The organism is Pseudomonas chlororaphis subsp. chlororaphis, from assembly GCF_003945765.1.
Lineage (GTDB): Bacteria > Pseudomonadota > Gammaproteobacteria > Pseudomonadales > Pseudomonadaceae > Aquipseudomonas > Aquipseudomonas chlororaphis.
This window is the reverse complement of record NZ_CP027712.1, coordinates 2,323,770-2,337,745: the sequence shown is the minus strand read 5'-3', so window position 1 is coordinate 2,337,745 and position 13,976 is coordinate 2,323,770. Positions and strand designations below refer to the sequence as shown.

Sequence of the window (13,976 nt, the reverse complement as noted above, 5' to 3'; positions counted from 1 at the left end):
GTTCGAAATGGAGAGATTTATGGCGCGGATGGACACAAGACTGGAAAGCGAGGGAGCTGAATTTCTCGTCCTGGGGCAATTACTGATTCACAAAATTGCGGCTTACAAGACTTACACCAATATGCCGGGATACGACATCGTCGCCACCAACGCTGAGCACAGCTCCTCCGCGAGGATTCAGGTAAAGAGTCGATGGAAAACTGGTGCGAATGGATTCCCAATCAAGAATTTCGAGTGCGAGTTTGTGGTAGCGGTGTTCCTCAACCGCGGGTCTCCTGACGGAAAAAAGCTACCTATGCCGCCGCATTACTACGTTTTGCCAGCTGCAACTGTCCAGGCACTTCGTCGCTCCGAGGGCTGGGGCAAAGTCAATCTGAATCACTTACCTGAACTTGAACAATACAGAGAGGCATGGGGCTTGATATCAGATTTCTTAATGTCAAGCCGTGCTAATCCCAGCCCGTTGGAATGCTAAAGGCTCTAGTGCTTTCATCTGTGCCAAGGTCAGCGCCGCGAAGTTGCGATCGAGCTGCAGCTCCGCGAATCGCTCAACGCTCAACCCACCCTCACGGAACAGCTTTGCCCGCACTGGCCCGATTGCCACGTCCTGAAACGATGCTGGCTGCTGATAAAGCCAGTGGTAATAGTCGAGGCTCGCACTGACCTGCCCTGCTCCATCTGCGCCCACTGCGGCTCGCGTGGCGCCCTTGGCAAACATCTCGCTGAGCTTGGTCAGCAGAATGAAAGTCGTGCGGCAGTTCGGGTGAAATGGCGGCCTGGGCCCGGAATCGACCGGGAACCGCCTCTTATCCATCGACCGACATTGCTGGCTGGTCTTGCTGTCCAGAGTGGCGACCATTTCAACTTCGGACACGATGTCCGTATTGGCCTTGGCCACCTCCATGCGCGCCTGCGACGACACATGCTGAATCGCGGTATGTACGACCGTGCTGGCATTGCGGTTTGTGGTTGCCAGGATGCCGTCTTTGTATCCGGCCGCCTTGGTACCGCGAATGTTGCGGATGATCTGGAAGTTCGTTTGCCCCTCGAAGAAGCCCTGCCGGATCGTTCCGGTGACCCGGTCACGCTCTGCGACGGTCCAGCCCTTGATGAACGACTTCAGCAGCTTGCCGCCACCGGTGCCGCGCACGCTGAGCGGGTTTGTCAGCACCGCTGTACGGATCGCAGCAGTCGTTGGGGCTACTACGTCAAGCGAGACACCGACCGGCGCCGACCAGGCCAAGCTCGCAGCCTCAAACTCGGCCTCGTAGTTGGCGATGTCGATCAGATCGAGGTTCAGCTGCGCGCTGTACCGGTCAAAGATGCCCAGCAGCAGGCTGTCAACCTCTTTCAGCAGCGCCTCCAACCGCTTGGTGTTGTACTCGGTCAGATCCGACTGAGTGAGGCGATCCCGGATCGACCGGTCAATCTCCTTGAGGAAGGGAGCGAACTTGCCCACCTCTCCCGCCTTCAACTGCTCGAGAAAGACGGCGTGCCGAATTGTGGCATCAAGGATCGCTTGGTTTGCCGCCATTTGGATTGTCCTCATCGTCCAGGCCCAGGCCATCGCCCTGTTCCTGCAGCTCACCGTCGATCTGCAAGTCCGTGCGCTCCGGCGCAATAAGGCCCAGCTTGCGCAAGTAGGCGCGTAGGTCAGCCTTCGCAAACCCGCCGTTCTGCCAGAGCCCCACCAGTGCGGTGATCATCTGAGGATCAGCCGTCAGCTCGACGAACTCCTGGTTCACCTGGTAGGCGACCTTCTTGTCGGCGACGCCCATATAGGCACAGCACCACATGATCGCCCGGGTGTAAGCCTCGCTGACGTTGGCCACGCAACCAGCCAGCACCGAAGTCGATGCCGATTGATCGCCGCGGGCTTCAGTTGCCGTCTTGGACGAAAGCGAAGCCACCACCATGCGAGCGCCCAGCTCGATCATCATCTGGTTCTTGTCGGCCATGGCCTCCTTGACCAGTGTGTTCGGCAGCGGCTGCGCGTAACCGAATGCACCACCGGCAGGCAGCATCATCGGCGCTCTGGAGCCAACATAGACGCCGTTCTTCTCCATCCAGTCGCGCCACTGTTCATCCAAACCGGAGATCCACGGCTGAGCCTGACCACACCAGAAGACGCTGTCCTCGTAGTCGGCGCTGTTCCGGTAATGGCCCAAGTTGATCATCGCGATGTCGTAGAGCGGCGACTCGTCGATGCTGGGATCATTGTTCTGCGCGCCAACGAAGGTGAACGGAATCTCTTTCAGACGTCCAGTGATGCCCTCAGGCCTGAACTCCTCAACAATGGCCAGCGGGCCGCCACCTTTAGGACCAGACCGCCGCCAGACCCGACAGACAAAGCCGTCAGGCTCAAGTGCCAGCTCGCGATACTGCTCAATCACCTTGAAGCCGAAGCCATCCTCCACTTCCGGCGCCTCTCGCAGCACCACCAGGGTCAGAACGCTGTGCCCATTCACCATGCCGGTGCGCCAGTTGATGATGTCCTCGGCGCAGTACGACAGGATCACCGAGTGGCCGCCAATGCCATCGTCCTGGTGATAGTCGACGTACAGGCCATGGCGCCCCGCCTCAAGCACCTTCTCAAGCGTGCCCTGCGAGTGCTGGTAGATGCTCACGCCGGAGCCGTTGGCGTTGTCCTGCAGGTACTCCAGCTTCTTCGGTACCGCCAACGTCGGGTCTTTGTGGAAGGCCAGGCCGAGCAGCCCGTTACGGGTGTGCCCGGTAGCGTTCTTGAACACCGCGCGCTCACGGTATGCCTTGTTGCGATCCTGGTTCTCAGGCGACTTGTCGTGTGCGTTGATGTACGGCAGCCGGTCGACAACCCGGTGCTGGCCGGCGCATACGTCGCGCACTGTAGACCAACGATCGAGCGCCTCGAGGTAGTCCGCCCGCTTGAAGGAGACGTCGTTGCTCATCGGGCGTATCCCATCTTGATAGCGGTGACCGGTTTGATGATCGGGTACTCGCGGTGAATGAAATAACCACCGCCATCGTTGGCGTGGTCGTTGCCTTGGCTCTTGTCCGGCTCGCCGTTGGGCGCCCAGATTTGCTGTTCCAGGCCGTCGGCATACGTCGGGCATGTGAACGGGTTGACCAGGTAGCGCCGCTCGCCCTGCGCGTTGCAGAACATGGCGTTCATGGCGTTGATCCGATCTTTAACCGGTGGGTTGGCCGCCGGTGCGATGACCGTGAAGCCTGCCTGTTTCAGCATGGCAATATCGGTGAGGCTGGCATTGACCGACTTGCGCGAATCGCCGGAAGCGTCCGGATAGATCCGGATCTCGCAGGTCTTCCTGAAGTCGTTGCCGGTGTGTTCCCAGTAGCGTTCCTTGATGCGGCGGATCATGTCGGGCGTGTCGTAGCCATCGATCAGCTCATCCACCGCCCTCGGCATGCCATGGTCGCGCTTGACGTGGGTAATTGCCGCCATGCGACCAACGTTAAAATCCATCCCAATGAACAGAGGCTCACCAGGCTGAACAGTGTCGAAGCACTGATTCAACTTGCGATCGTAAGCGTGGTAGATCGAGCCAGAGGTCAGGTTGACGAACTGGCCATTCAGGTAAGCCCTGATCAACTGCTCGGGATACGACTCCATCAGCGATGGGATGTAGTCGTCCGGCAGGTTCAACTCATTGTCGAACGTACTGGCCTGGACCAGACCGTACATGTCCTTGAGCGCCGGCTTGTCGCGCAGCTGCTTCACGAACTGCTGGAACACGAACTTGAAGCCTTCCGGCGTCGTGGTGACGTCAACGCCGTTCTTCAGGCCCTGCAGGTTGTAGCGCATCCGGGCAATGATCTTGCGCCAGGCCTGCTGCGCCTTGATCGACGTCAGCACGTCCAACTCATCCACCAGGGCGTGACCGATCTTGAAGCCGACGATGGTCTGCGGCTTCTCCATCGACCTGCAGATCACAGTGCCGCGGCATTGCCGGCCGCTGTAGATGTGAACCTCATGGTTCGCCTGGTTGATCTTGGTCTTCAACCCCCAGTCATAGGCCACCTCATCCATGGTCGGATAGAAGATGTCCCGGATCTGCGGGTAGGTCGGCGCGAAGTACCCAGCGTTGACGCCTGGCCACTCCATGAAGTGCTTGCTCAGCGCCGAGCATCCAACCCAGGTCTTCCCAGAGCCGAAGCCAGCAACGAATGCGCGGAATTTGTGGGGCAACAGAAGGAACTGCGACTGCGGAACGTTAAGGCTCGGCATTCGGCTTCCTCGCATCCACTACGTCGACCTGGATCCGGGTCGGGATCACCGGCTCGTCATCAGGCTCGTCCTTCCGTTGGCGATTCACATAGACGTCGCCGCACTCCTTGGCAGCCTGCTCCAGGATCTGCATAGCCAAGACGATATTCTTCATCCCCTCGGCGCGCTCCACAAAGCGATTCATGGCGCGCAGTCGGTACGCACGGTTGGCGATCGGGATTTCTGCCGTGTCCTCACGAAAGCGCTTACGGGTGTCGTGGAAAAGGGTCTGCCATTTGATGGCGAGCCCCTTACCCGCGGCCTTGGTTGGGTCGTGCGTCTCCACCTGCTGGCGGGTAACCACCACCCCAAATTCGTTCTTGACGGAGTCGACCACCTGAGAAGGTGTGTCAAAACACGCCAGAGCCTGAACGATGAAGCTCTTCACCTCATTTTTCAGGGTTGCCATAGGGTCTCATCCGTCTAGAGCCTGTCTAGAATCAGGCCGACTTGAGCAGACAGGTTCCGCAGGCCCTCGATATGTTCAATTTCCCCACCTCAGCGGGCTTGTTGGCGGCATCAACCAATGCCTGGACGTCAGGGCTTGCACCGTAGCGGCGGACCACGCCGACAAACTCCTCGACATCGTGGCCACGCATCTCGATCTTGGGTGCGCCTTCCTTAGTGAAGGCTGGCTGACCGTATTTGTCTTTGGCGTGGGCCAGGTGGTAAAGCTCGTGCTCCACCAGGGCGCAGAACTCTTCATCGCTGCACTGGGCGCAGTAGTCAGCAGCCAAGGTGATGATGAAAGCCGGCACCTCGCCGAACCAGTCACGCATCTGCTGTTCCATCCGGGCCTTCTGCCAACCGCCGGCGCGGAATGCCACCTGCTCGGCCTGGCCCAGGACTGTACGGCCCTGCTTCTCGAAGTGTGACGATGCCCACATGACTTGGATGTCTGCATCCAGTAGGTGGGCATGGTCTTCGTTGTGAATACTGCCTGTCGCAGCCAGGATCTCCTGCTGTATCCAATCCCACGCCTCGGGCGCGGGCAACAGCGTCAGGAAAGGATAATCAAGCAGATCGGGTGACGGTAAGGGGCGCTGATTCATGATCGTGTCCCTGTAAAGGGGGTCAATTGACGCCCCGAAGTATCTTTTCCCATGGCCAACTACTGCTTCCACAATGAAATCAGGAGTAACCATGAACAGCCTTATATGGTACGCACTGGCCGCAGCCGTCCTCGGGTACGCGATCGGACCAGAATGCTATAGCGAACCGGCAACTCTCGCATGCCTGGCCGCCAGGCCTTAACCTTAGCCGTGCCGCAGTCACCTGCGGCACTTCCCAAGTAGATGAGGGCCACTCTTATACTCAAGTACTACCCCTCATACCGGATCAAATACATTCCAACTCTGCAAACCAAAGGACTGCAGCCAATGAAGGCTTTCCTGAAAATCTTAGGCGTACTCTCCGCCGCCGCACTTACCGCCTCCTGCCAAAGCGGCCCTCCCCCAGCCCCTAAAACCGAAGCACCTACACAAGCAGTTGTCCTCGACAACTGGTTTAAGGTTCGATTCTGTGCTGATGGGAGTAACACCATTGACGGAAAGCTCATCCAGGGCCGGCTTTGCTCTCAAACGCAAAAGTACGAGGTTGCTGGTGGGCCAGTGATCAAATTGGCCGGTCAGCACGGATATGTCGGCTCTCTCTCGCCACAGGAAGCAGTCAAAGGCTTTTCGGTCAAGGGTGACGGAATCACTTACACACTTAAGTGCGAGCTGCTACCCAATACTGGTGCTGATTCCGGGGAGACCTACCGTTGTGCATACGATGCCAACAACCTTCCTTTGGTCAGAGTAAATATCACCTACCCGTAACGATCAGCACTCCTTCGTATAACGCGACACAATTTGATGACTCACGAAATGTGTCGCGACCTACGGTGAAAGCTGCAACTGCTTGTTGAACAGCTCTCGGATCTCGCCAAGCCTAGTCATCACGAGCGGCTCGCCCTTCAAGTGGATCAGGTGAGCCAGTTGGTGAACGATCCCCTCATCCGACAGGACGACGCTCGAAGGCAGCTCCTTGAACCAGCACACGAACACCGCGAAGTGCAGCGCCGCGGGCAGCTCCTTCAAGAAGCGCTTGTCGGTCATGCCGATGAATCGGGCGTGCTCCTCGCGCAGGTCCTGGTAGCTGGCCGAGTACTGGTTGTTGCCGATCAGGTACTCCACCGCTCTACCCCTTCACGTCGAACACATGGCCGCGGCGGGCCCAAGCATACGCCACGACACCGCCATGCAGCATTACGCCTAAGGGGTTAACCCATTGACCTTGCATGGTCGTCACGAACGAACCGAACGCGCCGATGGCCACCAGGTAGAAGGCGATGCTCAGTAGAGGTTGGTCGATTGGTCGAACCCGGCGCAGGTAATCACAGGCTGCCAAGGCGACCAGGATGCACAGAACCGCATCGGTCACACTCAGCGCCGATACCAGGATGCTGTTCATGTCAGGCACCTCGCGTCGCAGGGAACGACCCGATGACCTTCTTGATGGCCGGGATGATGTTCATCGCGGTCAGGCCCAGCACGAATGCCACCCCACACAGGAGGTTGTCATCTACTACAAGGCTCAGCTTTGTAGCGAGCCAGGCAGTAACAGGCTGGGTCAGGTACACCGAGAAAAAGAAGCCAGTAGCCACAGCCGCGGCCGCCTGGCCCCGAGTCAGGTCCTTCAGGAAACCGAGGGACAGGATCGAGCCAATGAATGCAGCCATGACCACGCCGTACTTAACCAGCAGCACACTGGCGGCAGTGCTCGTTGGTTCTGCCATTGGGTGTCTCCATGGGGATTAAAAAGGGCCTGCGTTGGCCCGGGCATAGCCCAAAAATGAAAAAGCCCGCTCAGTGGCGGGCGTATGGCTCCGTGCTATCGTCGAGATTCCTACAATCGCAACAAAAGGGACGGATCCATGGGGCACTTCATTATCACTTTCCGCATAAAGGACACGGGTAGCTATCAAAAGCGCTACGACTCATTTGTAGAGAAAGTCAAAGAGATTTCTACGGATAGATGGGAGGAGACATCATCTTTTTATGCCATTACCGCGACTGGAACAGCCCAGGAAATCTGCGACACACTTTATCTTCGTACCGACTTTGTAGAGGCCTGGGATCAAATGGTTGTGATTGACCTTGATAGGAAAGAGAAGGCGTTTCGTGGCCCTGACATGTATGAGCATACCCTAGGAGCTTGCTTAGGGTTTTAACCAAAAATCAGGGCTTCAAGCTCAGCCAGCCTGGCCTCCGATTCCTTCAGGCTGGCTTCATTAAATGACACATACCCATCCACCTTCGTCAACTGGGCCTGAGCATCGGACTGCATACGTTTCGCCTCTGCAAGCTTCTGCTTTTTACCGACTATCGACTCAATCAGTTCGCGGTACTCGCTTTTCATCTTGATCTCCAGAAATGAAAAAGCCCCAGCGAATGCTGAGGCCCTGAATAGGTGCGCGGTCTCTCCCGCCGTCCGCCGTGACCATCACAGCGCCGACACCCTACTGCATCGGTCTCGCCGCGAAGACCTCGAGCCACCCTGAAAGCATGTGAGGTCAAGGTGCACGGGCTTCCGGTGTTTTCTCGTAGCACTGCACTTGCCGGATTATCAGTGTCAAGGCCTTCCGTGAGGCTGCCCTGGCTAAAGTGGATTTAAAATCGACTCCAGTGGAAGTCCCACCTTGGAGCGATGAGAGTGGCTGGTTGAGAAACAAAAAGCCCAGCTGGTTTAGGGCTGGGCTATGGGCGATCAAGCTACAGTTTCTGCCGGGAAGTGCCTTCGCAAAAACTCGGCGAATGTTTCAGCGCCAGGGTCGAAATCGATCATCCGAATCACGGTAGCTCCGCGCTCAACAGCCTTATCCATCAAGACCTTGTTACCAAGTCTTGGCTCGGCGGTTAGAACCGCAAATACAATGGCATGGGAGAGCAACTGCTGATCGGTAAAATTCTTTGGATTGCCCGAGGGTCTTTCCTTTCCCAGCTGATCCTTGGTCGACTCGATGTATTCGATTTGTGAAAGGTCGGCAAGAATTCCCCTGCCGAAACCGTAAGAATTTGAGCCGAAACCAAAATAGCCCACTTCGGGTATTTCTCCACCCCTAGATATCCGATCTATGAATGCCTTTTTCCCAGGCTCTTCGGGTCGCTCAGGGATATCGTTGAGTTCTTTTAAGACGTCCCCCGTCACATACAATTTGAATTCGTCGGGATCAATATCTTTCGGCTCGATGCCGTGCTTGAAAAGCGCATCGAACGCGCAGCTATCAACGAAAATCGACCTAGCCATTCAGACCGCTCCCTGACCTATCATAAAAACCAATATAGCGGGCGATCATAGTCTAAAAGTTAGTACCCACAAAAAAGCCCGACGCGGTGCCGGGCTTTCTGGATCACTCCTACACACGCAGGAATGACAGGATGGAGAAATAATCGGACATGCGGACACCAATTGCAAGCCCTTTTGAGGGACTCTTTTCAGGCCGCCTCGCTGGTAAGCACTTCCGCCTCCTCCAGAAGTGATTGCGCCTCCACCAGGGCTTCGTCGACAAGCTTCTCCAATGCCCCCTTGATCGCTTGATTCCAGCGTCGGTAAGTACGCTCGGTCAGGCCCTGATTGTCCCAGGTGTTCATGTCGTAGTTCGAGTCGGCCAAGACGATCATGTCGCTCGAGCGCGTTTCGACCTTCAGCTGCGAATGCTGGTTTGCTCGATCCACAGCCAGTTGTGCGGCATCGTTCCGCCAGCCCCACTTCTCATCATCGTCACGGCGCTCTGGCGCAGCAGCCTTCACAGCCTCGCGCCGGATGCCCTTCACCTGCGGAATCGCCCACACAGTCACGGCTTTCTGCGTGAACAACATCGGCGCGGGGCTGGCCAGCACTGCAATCAATCGGCCGATCGACTCGACCTTGCGCCCTTTGTGGGTGCTGTACTTCGCTGTCAGCGCATTCCAGTGCCGCGGCGAGAGCTGGGCATGCAGAACCTTGTGCACCATACAGTCGATGAGCAGCGCCGCATCCTTGCCCGTGATTTCGCCCTTCTGTTTTGCGCATTGCACCTTGGGCTCAAAGTCGCAGCCGCCGGCGGAGTTGATGGTCTCGGCCGCCAGGGCGCGCACGACCGCGGAAATTACGTTGTGATAGATCATGCTGCTCTCCCCTTCAGCTCTCTGGCCTTTGCTCTGTACTCGACAGTCATCGCCTTCAGTTGCTCGATGGTGTATTTCTTCGGTAGGTGGGGGCCTTCCAGCCACTCCACCTGGTCGGCACCGATCCGCCGCACCAGCTCGATGCGGTAGTTCACGATGTCACCGGACTTGTGGTTGTTGCAGGGCGCACACTGTTTGTGGACGTTGAGCGGCTCGAAGCGCAGCTCCGGGCTCGCTGCCACGGTCCGGTAGTGCCCGGCGTGGTACTGGCCTTCGTGGTGCCTGCCGCAGCTCACGCACGGCAACTGGGCATCGCGCAGGCGCACCCACTCGTTGAACGCTTGCTGCGTATCGCGAGCGTGATCCGCCCTGGTCTTCAGCCTCTCCTTGCGGACCTTGATCTCCCGGCGCTCGACCTGGGCCAGGGACTTCCTGGCCTTCGCCTGGTTCACGTCCTTGATCGCCAGGCCGCACTTCGGACTGCATACGGCCTGCCCAAGGCGCTGCGGGACGAATGAGGCCCTGCATTCTGGGTTCTTGCACTTCTTCGGTCGGGGCTGCTTTGCAGGAAGGCTCATGCAGCCTCCTGGCTCAGCAGGTCACTGAACACCACGCCATGGCCGGTGAAGTACGCAGCCATACGGTCGGTGTACTGGATGCCCTGGGCGCGATTGAACAGGCTGGTCACCGGGAAGCCATCCGGGCCAAACAGCTTGCAGCCGCCCATCATGCTCAGCTTCGTCTCGTAGGGAAGATGGCGCATGACCCGGTACCACTCAGCCTGAAACCCAGCATCCTCGTTCAGCAGGATCTGGACGCCAAAGTGCAGCTTGCAGTACCGGCGCGCGTCGCCTGCATCGCCGATCTGGGTCATCTCGGAAATGCGCTTGTACATCGCGAACCACAGGGCGTTCTGATCGAGCGTGCGGTCCTTCCCCGGGCGCAGGGAGACAACCACGAACTTCTTCTCCCGGAACATGGTGGTCAGGCAGGTGATGGCTTCGGAGAGCTTGGCCTGGCAGTTGACGGAGATCTTGTCAGTCATAGGCACCCCGCGAAGTCTTCGAGCAAGCCTTGATTGTCCTCGGCCAGCTTGTCGCGCTCCTTGCGCAGCGCCTCGTTCTCGGCCTTGAGCTGACCAGCACCGCGCTGCACCGTTTCCATCTGGCTGCGAAGTGAACTGTTCTCCGCGCTGATGTGGCTGAACTGGGCGGCGATGTGCTCTTCCAGCGATGCCTGGTCACGCTGCCAGTCGGCGTCATCGTGGAAGTAACCGAAGCGCTCGCAGAGGCTGCGGTGGAAGTTTTTGAAATCAGCGAGCAGGGCCAGAGCCCCCTCAGCAAGATTCTTGTGGTGTTCATCGACGCAAAACCGTCGATCTGTCATCACGCGGTCAGACAACTGCTTCAGTTCGGTGTAATCGGTCATTGAGCGATCCCCTTCAGCAAGGCCTGCAGCTGCTTCAACTTACCCAGGGCCTCGGCATTACTCTCCTGATCAGCCGCCACAGAAAGAGCCACTTCTTCGATGCGGGCCGCCATGGCCTTCATGCGCTGGCCGAACTCGTCGGCGAGCAACAACACCTCACCGGAGAGTGCCGCGAGAGAGTCGAGCGTTCCGGTTTCGGTTTTCTTGATGGACACGACGGTTTGGGTGGCGGTCTTCGACATGGTCTGTTCTTTCCTTGATTTTTGGGTGGCGGCAGCGCGCTGGAAGTGGCCATTGACGGGTTCGCGGATCAGGCCGTGTTCTTTCAGTGCGCCGAGGCAGGCGCGAACTGCCGGGAATTCGGCGCTGCTGGTTTTCGAGGCTTGCAGGGCCCGATGGATTTCGAGCGCGGCCCAGTGCTGCTGGACTGGGACGACTTGGAAGACCTTGCGGGCCAGTGCCGTCTGGCCAGCGAGCATCTGTTGTTGCCTGGTTTCGTTCATCAAAGGCTCTCCTTGCGTTGTGCCGCCGCAATAGCCTTGCGGGCTTTGCGTTTGCGCAGATAAGTGTCGACACGATCAGCCTGGGCCTTCTTCAGCCGCTGAAGGTCATTGCGTGCTTTTGCCGCATCCACGATCTGGCGGACCTCAGCGAGCCTTTCGCGAAGATGTGGCGACGGATTCGCTTGGGATCCGGTGAGCAGCCCAGCAATGGCCTGGCCATCGGCGGTGATTGGGGTGATGCGAAGATCTGCCAAGTACTGAGTGGCGGACTGCTGATTAATCAGTTGCATACGGACCGCGGACTCTATGGCGATGACCCGGCGCCCTGGGTCGAATCCAAGGGAGACGCTCCAAGTAGTTGGAATGGCTTCTGCCCGAGCCGTTGCCACCAGGCGGTCGTAGGCGCTGTTGAACGCCATGCGTGCGCCCACCTTGTCACCAAGCCGCAGGATCGGAGCAGCAGCGGTCATGGCCTGCTGTATCTCGGTCGTCATCACTACGGTTTCGATCTCGTCACTAGCGAGCAGTGCGATCGACCAGGCCTCATCTTTCCCTGGGCGGCCATCCATGAGTTGCACACGCGACAGGATGTCCGCCATGGCGAGCTTGCCCTTCACTTCGAAGCGGCAAGCCTTCAGTGCAGCCTTGACGACGGGTACCGGGTACGCGCAAAGGTCCTCAGCCATCATCGCCGCAGTTCCAGGGTTCATCTCCTGCCCCATGGCCTCAGCAGTGGCGCAGATCGCGGACGCCAGCCCGGCTACCTGCTGATCGTTCATTTCAGAGGTATTCATTGCGATCACCTGCTTGGCGCTTGGCCAGAACCATCTGGGCTGCCTGCTCTGCCGCGGAGAGGTTCGCCTCGGTGCGCTCCATCTGGCGGGCAGTTGCCCCGTTGATGCGCTGGCCCGTGATCCACTGGGTGTGGTAACTCTCGGCGTTGGCCAGCAGCTCGTTGAGGCTGTGGCACTTGCGGAGAATGGAAGCGTCACTGGTTTTCAGGAAGTGGGCGGCGACGTGGTGGGCGACATCGGCGCCGAGCCGGTCGACCAGTTGGCCGAGCTGCCCACCGACTTTGGCGTTCCACACCGGCCAGGTGCTGTAGCGCTTGCGGTAGGCCATGGCGTAATTCGCCCAGACCTTGAAGGTTTTGCAGGACTGGTCTTTGGGGCCAGGCATGTCAGCGGGGATCTCAACCCGGGGCGTATCGGTGCGATCAACGACCAGCACCAGATTGTGGGCCGGCTTGTCCGGGCTGCCGTCCAATTCCTGACTGGTGCCCTGATTGGTATCCTGATGATTGGTATCCTGATTTGTCGGATATTTTTCCGACCCTCGCTCGGATTTTCTTCCGACCTTGCTCGGAGATTTTTCCGAGGTAGATCGGATTTTTTTCCGACCTTGGTTTTCTGGTGGGGTCGGATATTTTTCCGACCCATCAAGCTTCTGGTTCCACTCGACGGCCTTCTCGGTCAGCCGGAAAAGCGTGATGTTGGAAGTGCTGGAAAGTTCGATTAAACCGGCCTCGTCCAGGGCCTTCAGCATGCGATAGGCAGTGTCCGGCTTGTCAGTGAGAAGCGGCAGCTCCTCGACGATCTTGGCCTTGCTCAGCGCGAAGAAGATCCCATCGTCGGTCTTAACCGGCTTGGTCCAGCTCGGGCAGCCGTAGATGAAGGCGAACAGCAGGGCCTGCTGAGAGTTCAGCCCCCACTCGAGCGCCTTCACCTGGTTGATCGTGATGGTGAATTGCATTTCAGGCCTCCGCCGATGTGCGGAAATCAATGACCTTGACGCCCTTCCAGCTATTGCAGCTGGCACAAAGCGTCTGGAGGTTCTCTAAAACTGCCTCCCCGCCCAGGCTTTCAGGGTGAATATGATCAGCTCTCAGGTTTCTGTGATCGCCACAGCGCAGGCAGCGATACAGGTCGCGCTCGAAAACTTGGGTTCTTATGGATTGGCCGATAACAGCTTTTTTAGACCTTGGCGCTTCCTCATTCGGCCAGGTAAGCCAGACACCGCCATGCTTCTTGCTATAGGCGTTCGCAATTCTTTCAGCGCACTCTCCACAGACAGAAGCGCCGGGGACCTCGAGCGAATAGCAGTACATGGCATTGCGAGCTTCCTGGCTGGAGTCGCCACACACAGGACAGGAAGAAGTAGGCACCATGCTCACGCCCCACCTCGCATGGCTTTGTCGTGGATGATCAGCCCGTCCCAGGTCTTCTTTTCCCGCGACACGTTTTCTGGTTTTGAAAAACGTGTCGCGACATTGGTCGGGGTGTTGATTGAATTGGTGTGGGTATGCATAATCTTCCCCATCAGGTGGTATCGAATTAGCCGGGGCGCAATCCCGGCTTTTTTGTGCCTGTCGTTTGCGTGGCCTTATCAGGGACTGAGTCCCTAATTAGGGATTGGGCGGTTACCTTGGCGCCGCGAACAGCACCACGTTGCTGCTCTTCCGCTCTCGCCTTTGTGCGAGGTACTGCGTGGCCTTCTTCAGGATCTGCTCGGCCAGTTGGTCGGTGGTTACGCCAACCTCCTGCGCCCAGGCTTCCAAGTCCTCAAAGTCGTCCTTCCGGAATCTCTCAACCTGTACGTCGTGCTGCTGGACTTCGTTTGCAGGCGACATGA

Annotated in this window: 23 protein-coding genes; 3 read left to right on the top strand and 20 right to left on the bottom strand. The window is 58.1% G+C overall.

The genetic code is table 11. From position 1 onward, the window contains the following. Nucleotides 1-19 precede the first annotated feature (19 nt). On the top strand, nucleotides 20-475 hold the full coding sequence (locus tag C4K27_RS10795; RefSeq protein WP_081002244.1) for a hypothetical protein: 456 nt from the start codon (nucleotides 20-22) through the stop codon (nucleotides 473-475). Here the strand turns inward: C4K27_RS10795 and C4K27_RS10790 are convergent. The 5 genes from C4K27_RS10790 to C4K27_RS10770 are packed head-to-tail and all read right to left on the bottom strand — an operon-like array spanning nucleotide 440 to nucleotide 5,316. Continuing rightward, nucleotides 440-1,534, bottom strand: coding sequence for a minor capsid protein (locus C4K27_RS10790; protein ID WP_053260608.1), 1,095 nt, complete (start codon nucleotides 1,532-1,534; stop codon nucleotides 440-442). The two genes, C4K27_RS10795 and C4K27_RS10790, sit on opposite strands and share 36 nt — an antisense overlap. Continuing rightward, nucleotides 1,509-2,927: a DUF4055 domain-containing protein gene (locus C4K27_RS10785; RefSeq protein ID WP_053260400.1), complete on the bottom strand. Its 1,419-nt coding sequence runs from the start codon at nucleotides 2,925-2,927 to the stop codon at nucleotides 1,509-1,511. Before C4K27_RS10785 ends, C4K27_RS10790 begins: the two co-directional genes overlap by 26 nt. Further along, nucleotides 2,924-4,225, bottom strand: a complete 1,302-nt coding sequence (locus C4K27_RS10780) for a terminase large subunit domain-containing protein (RefSeq protein WP_053260399.1) — start codon at nucleotides 4,223-4,225, stop codon at nucleotides 2,924-2,926. The genes C4K27_RS10785 and C4K27_RS10780 overlap by 4 nt, the downstream gene beginning before the upstream one ends. Continuing rightward, a complete protein-coding gene (locus C4K27_RS10775; RefSeq protein WP_053260398.1) occupies nucleotides 4,212-4,673 on the bottom strand; it encodes a DUF2280 domain-containing protein in 462 nt (153 codons plus the stop codon). The genes C4K27_RS10780 and C4K27_RS10775 overlap by 14 nt, the downstream gene beginning before the upstream one ends. A 31-nt stretch (nucleotides 4,674-4,704) precedes the next feature. Beyond that, nucleotides 4,705-5,316: a putative metallopeptidase gene (locus C4K27_RS10770; protein WP_053260607.1), complete on the bottom strand. Its 612-nt coding sequence runs from the start codon at nucleotides 5,314-5,316 to the stop codon at nucleotides 4,705-4,707. Nucleotides 5,317-5,643: 327 nt separating this feature from the next. On the opposite strand from C4K27_RS10770, the gene C4K27_RS10765 reads away from it, so the two are divergent. Continuing rightward, complete coding sequence (locus C4K27_RS10765; RefSeq protein ID WP_084890051.1) at nucleotides 5,644-6,084, top strand: hypothetical protein; 441 nt, start codon at nucleotides 5,644-5,646, stop codon at nucleotides 6,082-6,084. A 60-nt stretch (nucleotides 6,085-6,144) separates the two neighbouring features. On the opposite strand, the gene C4K27_RS10760 is transcribed toward C4K27_RS10765, so the two are convergent. The 3 genes from C4K27_RS10760 to C4K27_RS10750 are packed head-to-tail and all read right to left on the bottom strand — an operon-like array spanning nucleotide 6,145 to nucleotide 7,043. Further along, nucleotides 6,145-6,441 carry a hypothetical protein gene (locus C4K27_RS10760; protein ID WP_053260397.1) on the bottom strand — a complete coding sequence of 99 codons (297 nt, stop codon included), beginning with the start codon at nucleotides 6,439-6,441 and terminating at the stop codon, nucleotides 6,145-6,147. 4 nt (nucleotides 6,442-6,445) lie between these two features. Further along, nucleotides 6,446-6,718: a hypothetical protein gene (locus C4K27_RS10755; RefSeq protein ID WP_053260396.1), complete on the bottom strand. Its 273-nt coding sequence runs from the start codon at nucleotides 6,716-6,718 to the stop codon at nucleotides 6,446-6,448. A 1-nt stretch (nucleotide 6,719) separates the two neighbouring features. Beyond that, nucleotides 6,720-7,043, bottom strand: a complete 324-nt coding sequence (locus tag C4K27_RS10750; protein ID WP_009048032.1) for a hypothetical protein — start codon at nucleotides 7,041-7,043, stop codon at nucleotides 6,720-6,722. Nucleotides 7,044-7,181: 138 nt separating this feature from the next. Here C4K27_RS10750 and C4K27_RS10745 point away from each other — a divergent pair, with 138 nt between their 5' ends. Continuing rightward, nucleotides 7,182-7,478 carry a hypothetical protein gene (locus C4K27_RS10745; protein WP_053260395.1) on the top strand — a complete coding sequence of 99 codons (297 nt, stop codon included), beginning with the start codon at nucleotides 7,182-7,184 and terminating at the stop codon, nucleotides 7,476-7,478. Here C4K27_RS10745 and C4K27_RS10740 read toward each other — a convergent pair. The 12 genes from C4K27_RS10740 to C4K27_RS10690 form a co-directional block, all read right to left on the bottom strand. After that, nucleotides 7,475-7,666, bottom strand: coding sequence for a hypothetical protein (locus tag C4K27_RS10740; protein ID WP_053260394.1), 192 nt, complete (start codon nucleotides 7,664-7,666; stop codon nucleotides 7,475-7,477). The two genes, C4K27_RS10745 and C4K27_RS10740, sit on opposite strands and share 4 nt — an antisense overlap. Before the next feature lie 348 nt (nucleotides 7,667-8,014). Next, entirely contained in the window at nucleotides 8,015-8,554 is a 540-nt protein-coding gene (locus C4K27_RS10735) for a hypothetical protein (protein ID WP_053260393.1), read from the bottom strand. A 188-nt stretch (nucleotides 8,555-8,742) separates the two neighbouring features. Next, the gene (locus C4K27_RS10730; RefSeq protein ID WP_053260392.1) at nucleotides 8,743-9,414 is read right to left on the bottom strand and encodes a hypothetical protein; all 672 of its coding nucleotides are present in this window, start codon (nucleotides 9,412-9,414) and stop codon (nucleotides 8,743-8,745) included. Then, the gene (locus C4K27_RS10725) at nucleotides 9,411-9,992 is read right to left on the bottom strand and encodes a recombination protein NinG (RefSeq protein ID WP_053260391.1); all 582 of its coding nucleotides are present in this window, start codon (nucleotides 9,990-9,992) and stop codon (nucleotides 9,411-9,413) included. Before C4K27_RS10725 ends, C4K27_RS10730 begins: the two co-directional genes overlap by 4 nt. Further along, nucleotides 9,989-10,459 (bottom strand): NinB/YbcN family protein, encoded by a 471-nt coding sequence (locus C4K27_RS10720; RefSeq protein WP_053260390.1) that lies wholly within the window; start codon nucleotides 10,457-10,459, stop codon nucleotides 9,989-9,991. The genes C4K27_RS10725 and C4K27_RS10720 overlap by 4 nt, the downstream gene beginning before the upstream one ends. Further along, nucleotides 10,456-10,842, bottom strand: coding sequence for a hypothetical protein (locus tag C4K27_RS10715; protein ID WP_053260389.1), 387 nt, complete (start codon nucleotides 10,840-10,842; stop codon nucleotides 10,456-10,458). The genes C4K27_RS10720 and C4K27_RS10715 overlap by 4 nt, the downstream gene beginning before the upstream one ends. Next, nucleotides 10,839-11,345, bottom strand: a complete 507-nt coding sequence (locus C4K27_RS10710; protein ID WP_053260388.1) for a hypothetical protein — start codon at nucleotides 11,343-11,345, stop codon at nucleotides 10,839-10,841. The genes C4K27_RS10715 and C4K27_RS10710 overlap by 4 nt, the downstream gene beginning before the upstream one ends. Continuing rightward, on the bottom strand, nucleotides 11,345-12,139 hold the full coding sequence (locus C4K27_RS10705; protein WP_053260387.1) for a hypothetical protein: 795 nt from the start codon (nucleotides 12,137-12,139) through the stop codon (nucleotides 11,345-11,347). The genes C4K27_RS10710 and C4K27_RS10705 overlap by 1 nt, the downstream gene beginning before the upstream one ends. Further along, nucleotides 12,126-13,097, bottom strand: coding sequence for a hypothetical protein (locus C4K27_RS10700; protein ID WP_053260386.1), 972 nt, complete (start codon nucleotides 13,095-13,097; stop codon nucleotides 12,126-12,128). Before C4K27_RS10700 ends, C4K27_RS10705 begins: the two co-directional genes overlap by 14 nt. Before the next feature lies 1 nt (nucleotide 13,098). Then, on the bottom strand, nucleotides 13,099-13,452 hold the full coding sequence (locus C4K27_RS10695) for an HNH endonuclease (protein WP_053260385.1): 354 nt from the start codon (nucleotides 13,450-13,452) through the stop codon (nucleotides 13,099-13,101). Nucleotides 13,453-13,514: 62 nt separating this feature from the next. Beyond that, the gene (locus tag C4K27_RS31195; protein ID WP_155500334.1) at nucleotides 13,515-13,652 is read right to left on the bottom strand and encodes a hypothetical protein; all 138 of its coding nucleotides are present in this window, start codon (nucleotides 13,650-13,652) and stop codon (nucleotides 13,515-13,517) included. Nucleotides 13,653-13,764: 112 nt separating this feature from the next. Then, nucleotides 13,765-13,974, bottom strand: a complete 210-nt coding sequence (locus C4K27_RS10690) for a hypothetical protein (protein ID WP_053260383.1) — start codon at nucleotides 13,972-13,974, stop codon at nucleotides 13,765-13,767. Nucleotides 13,975-13,976: the final 2 nt, after the last annotated feature.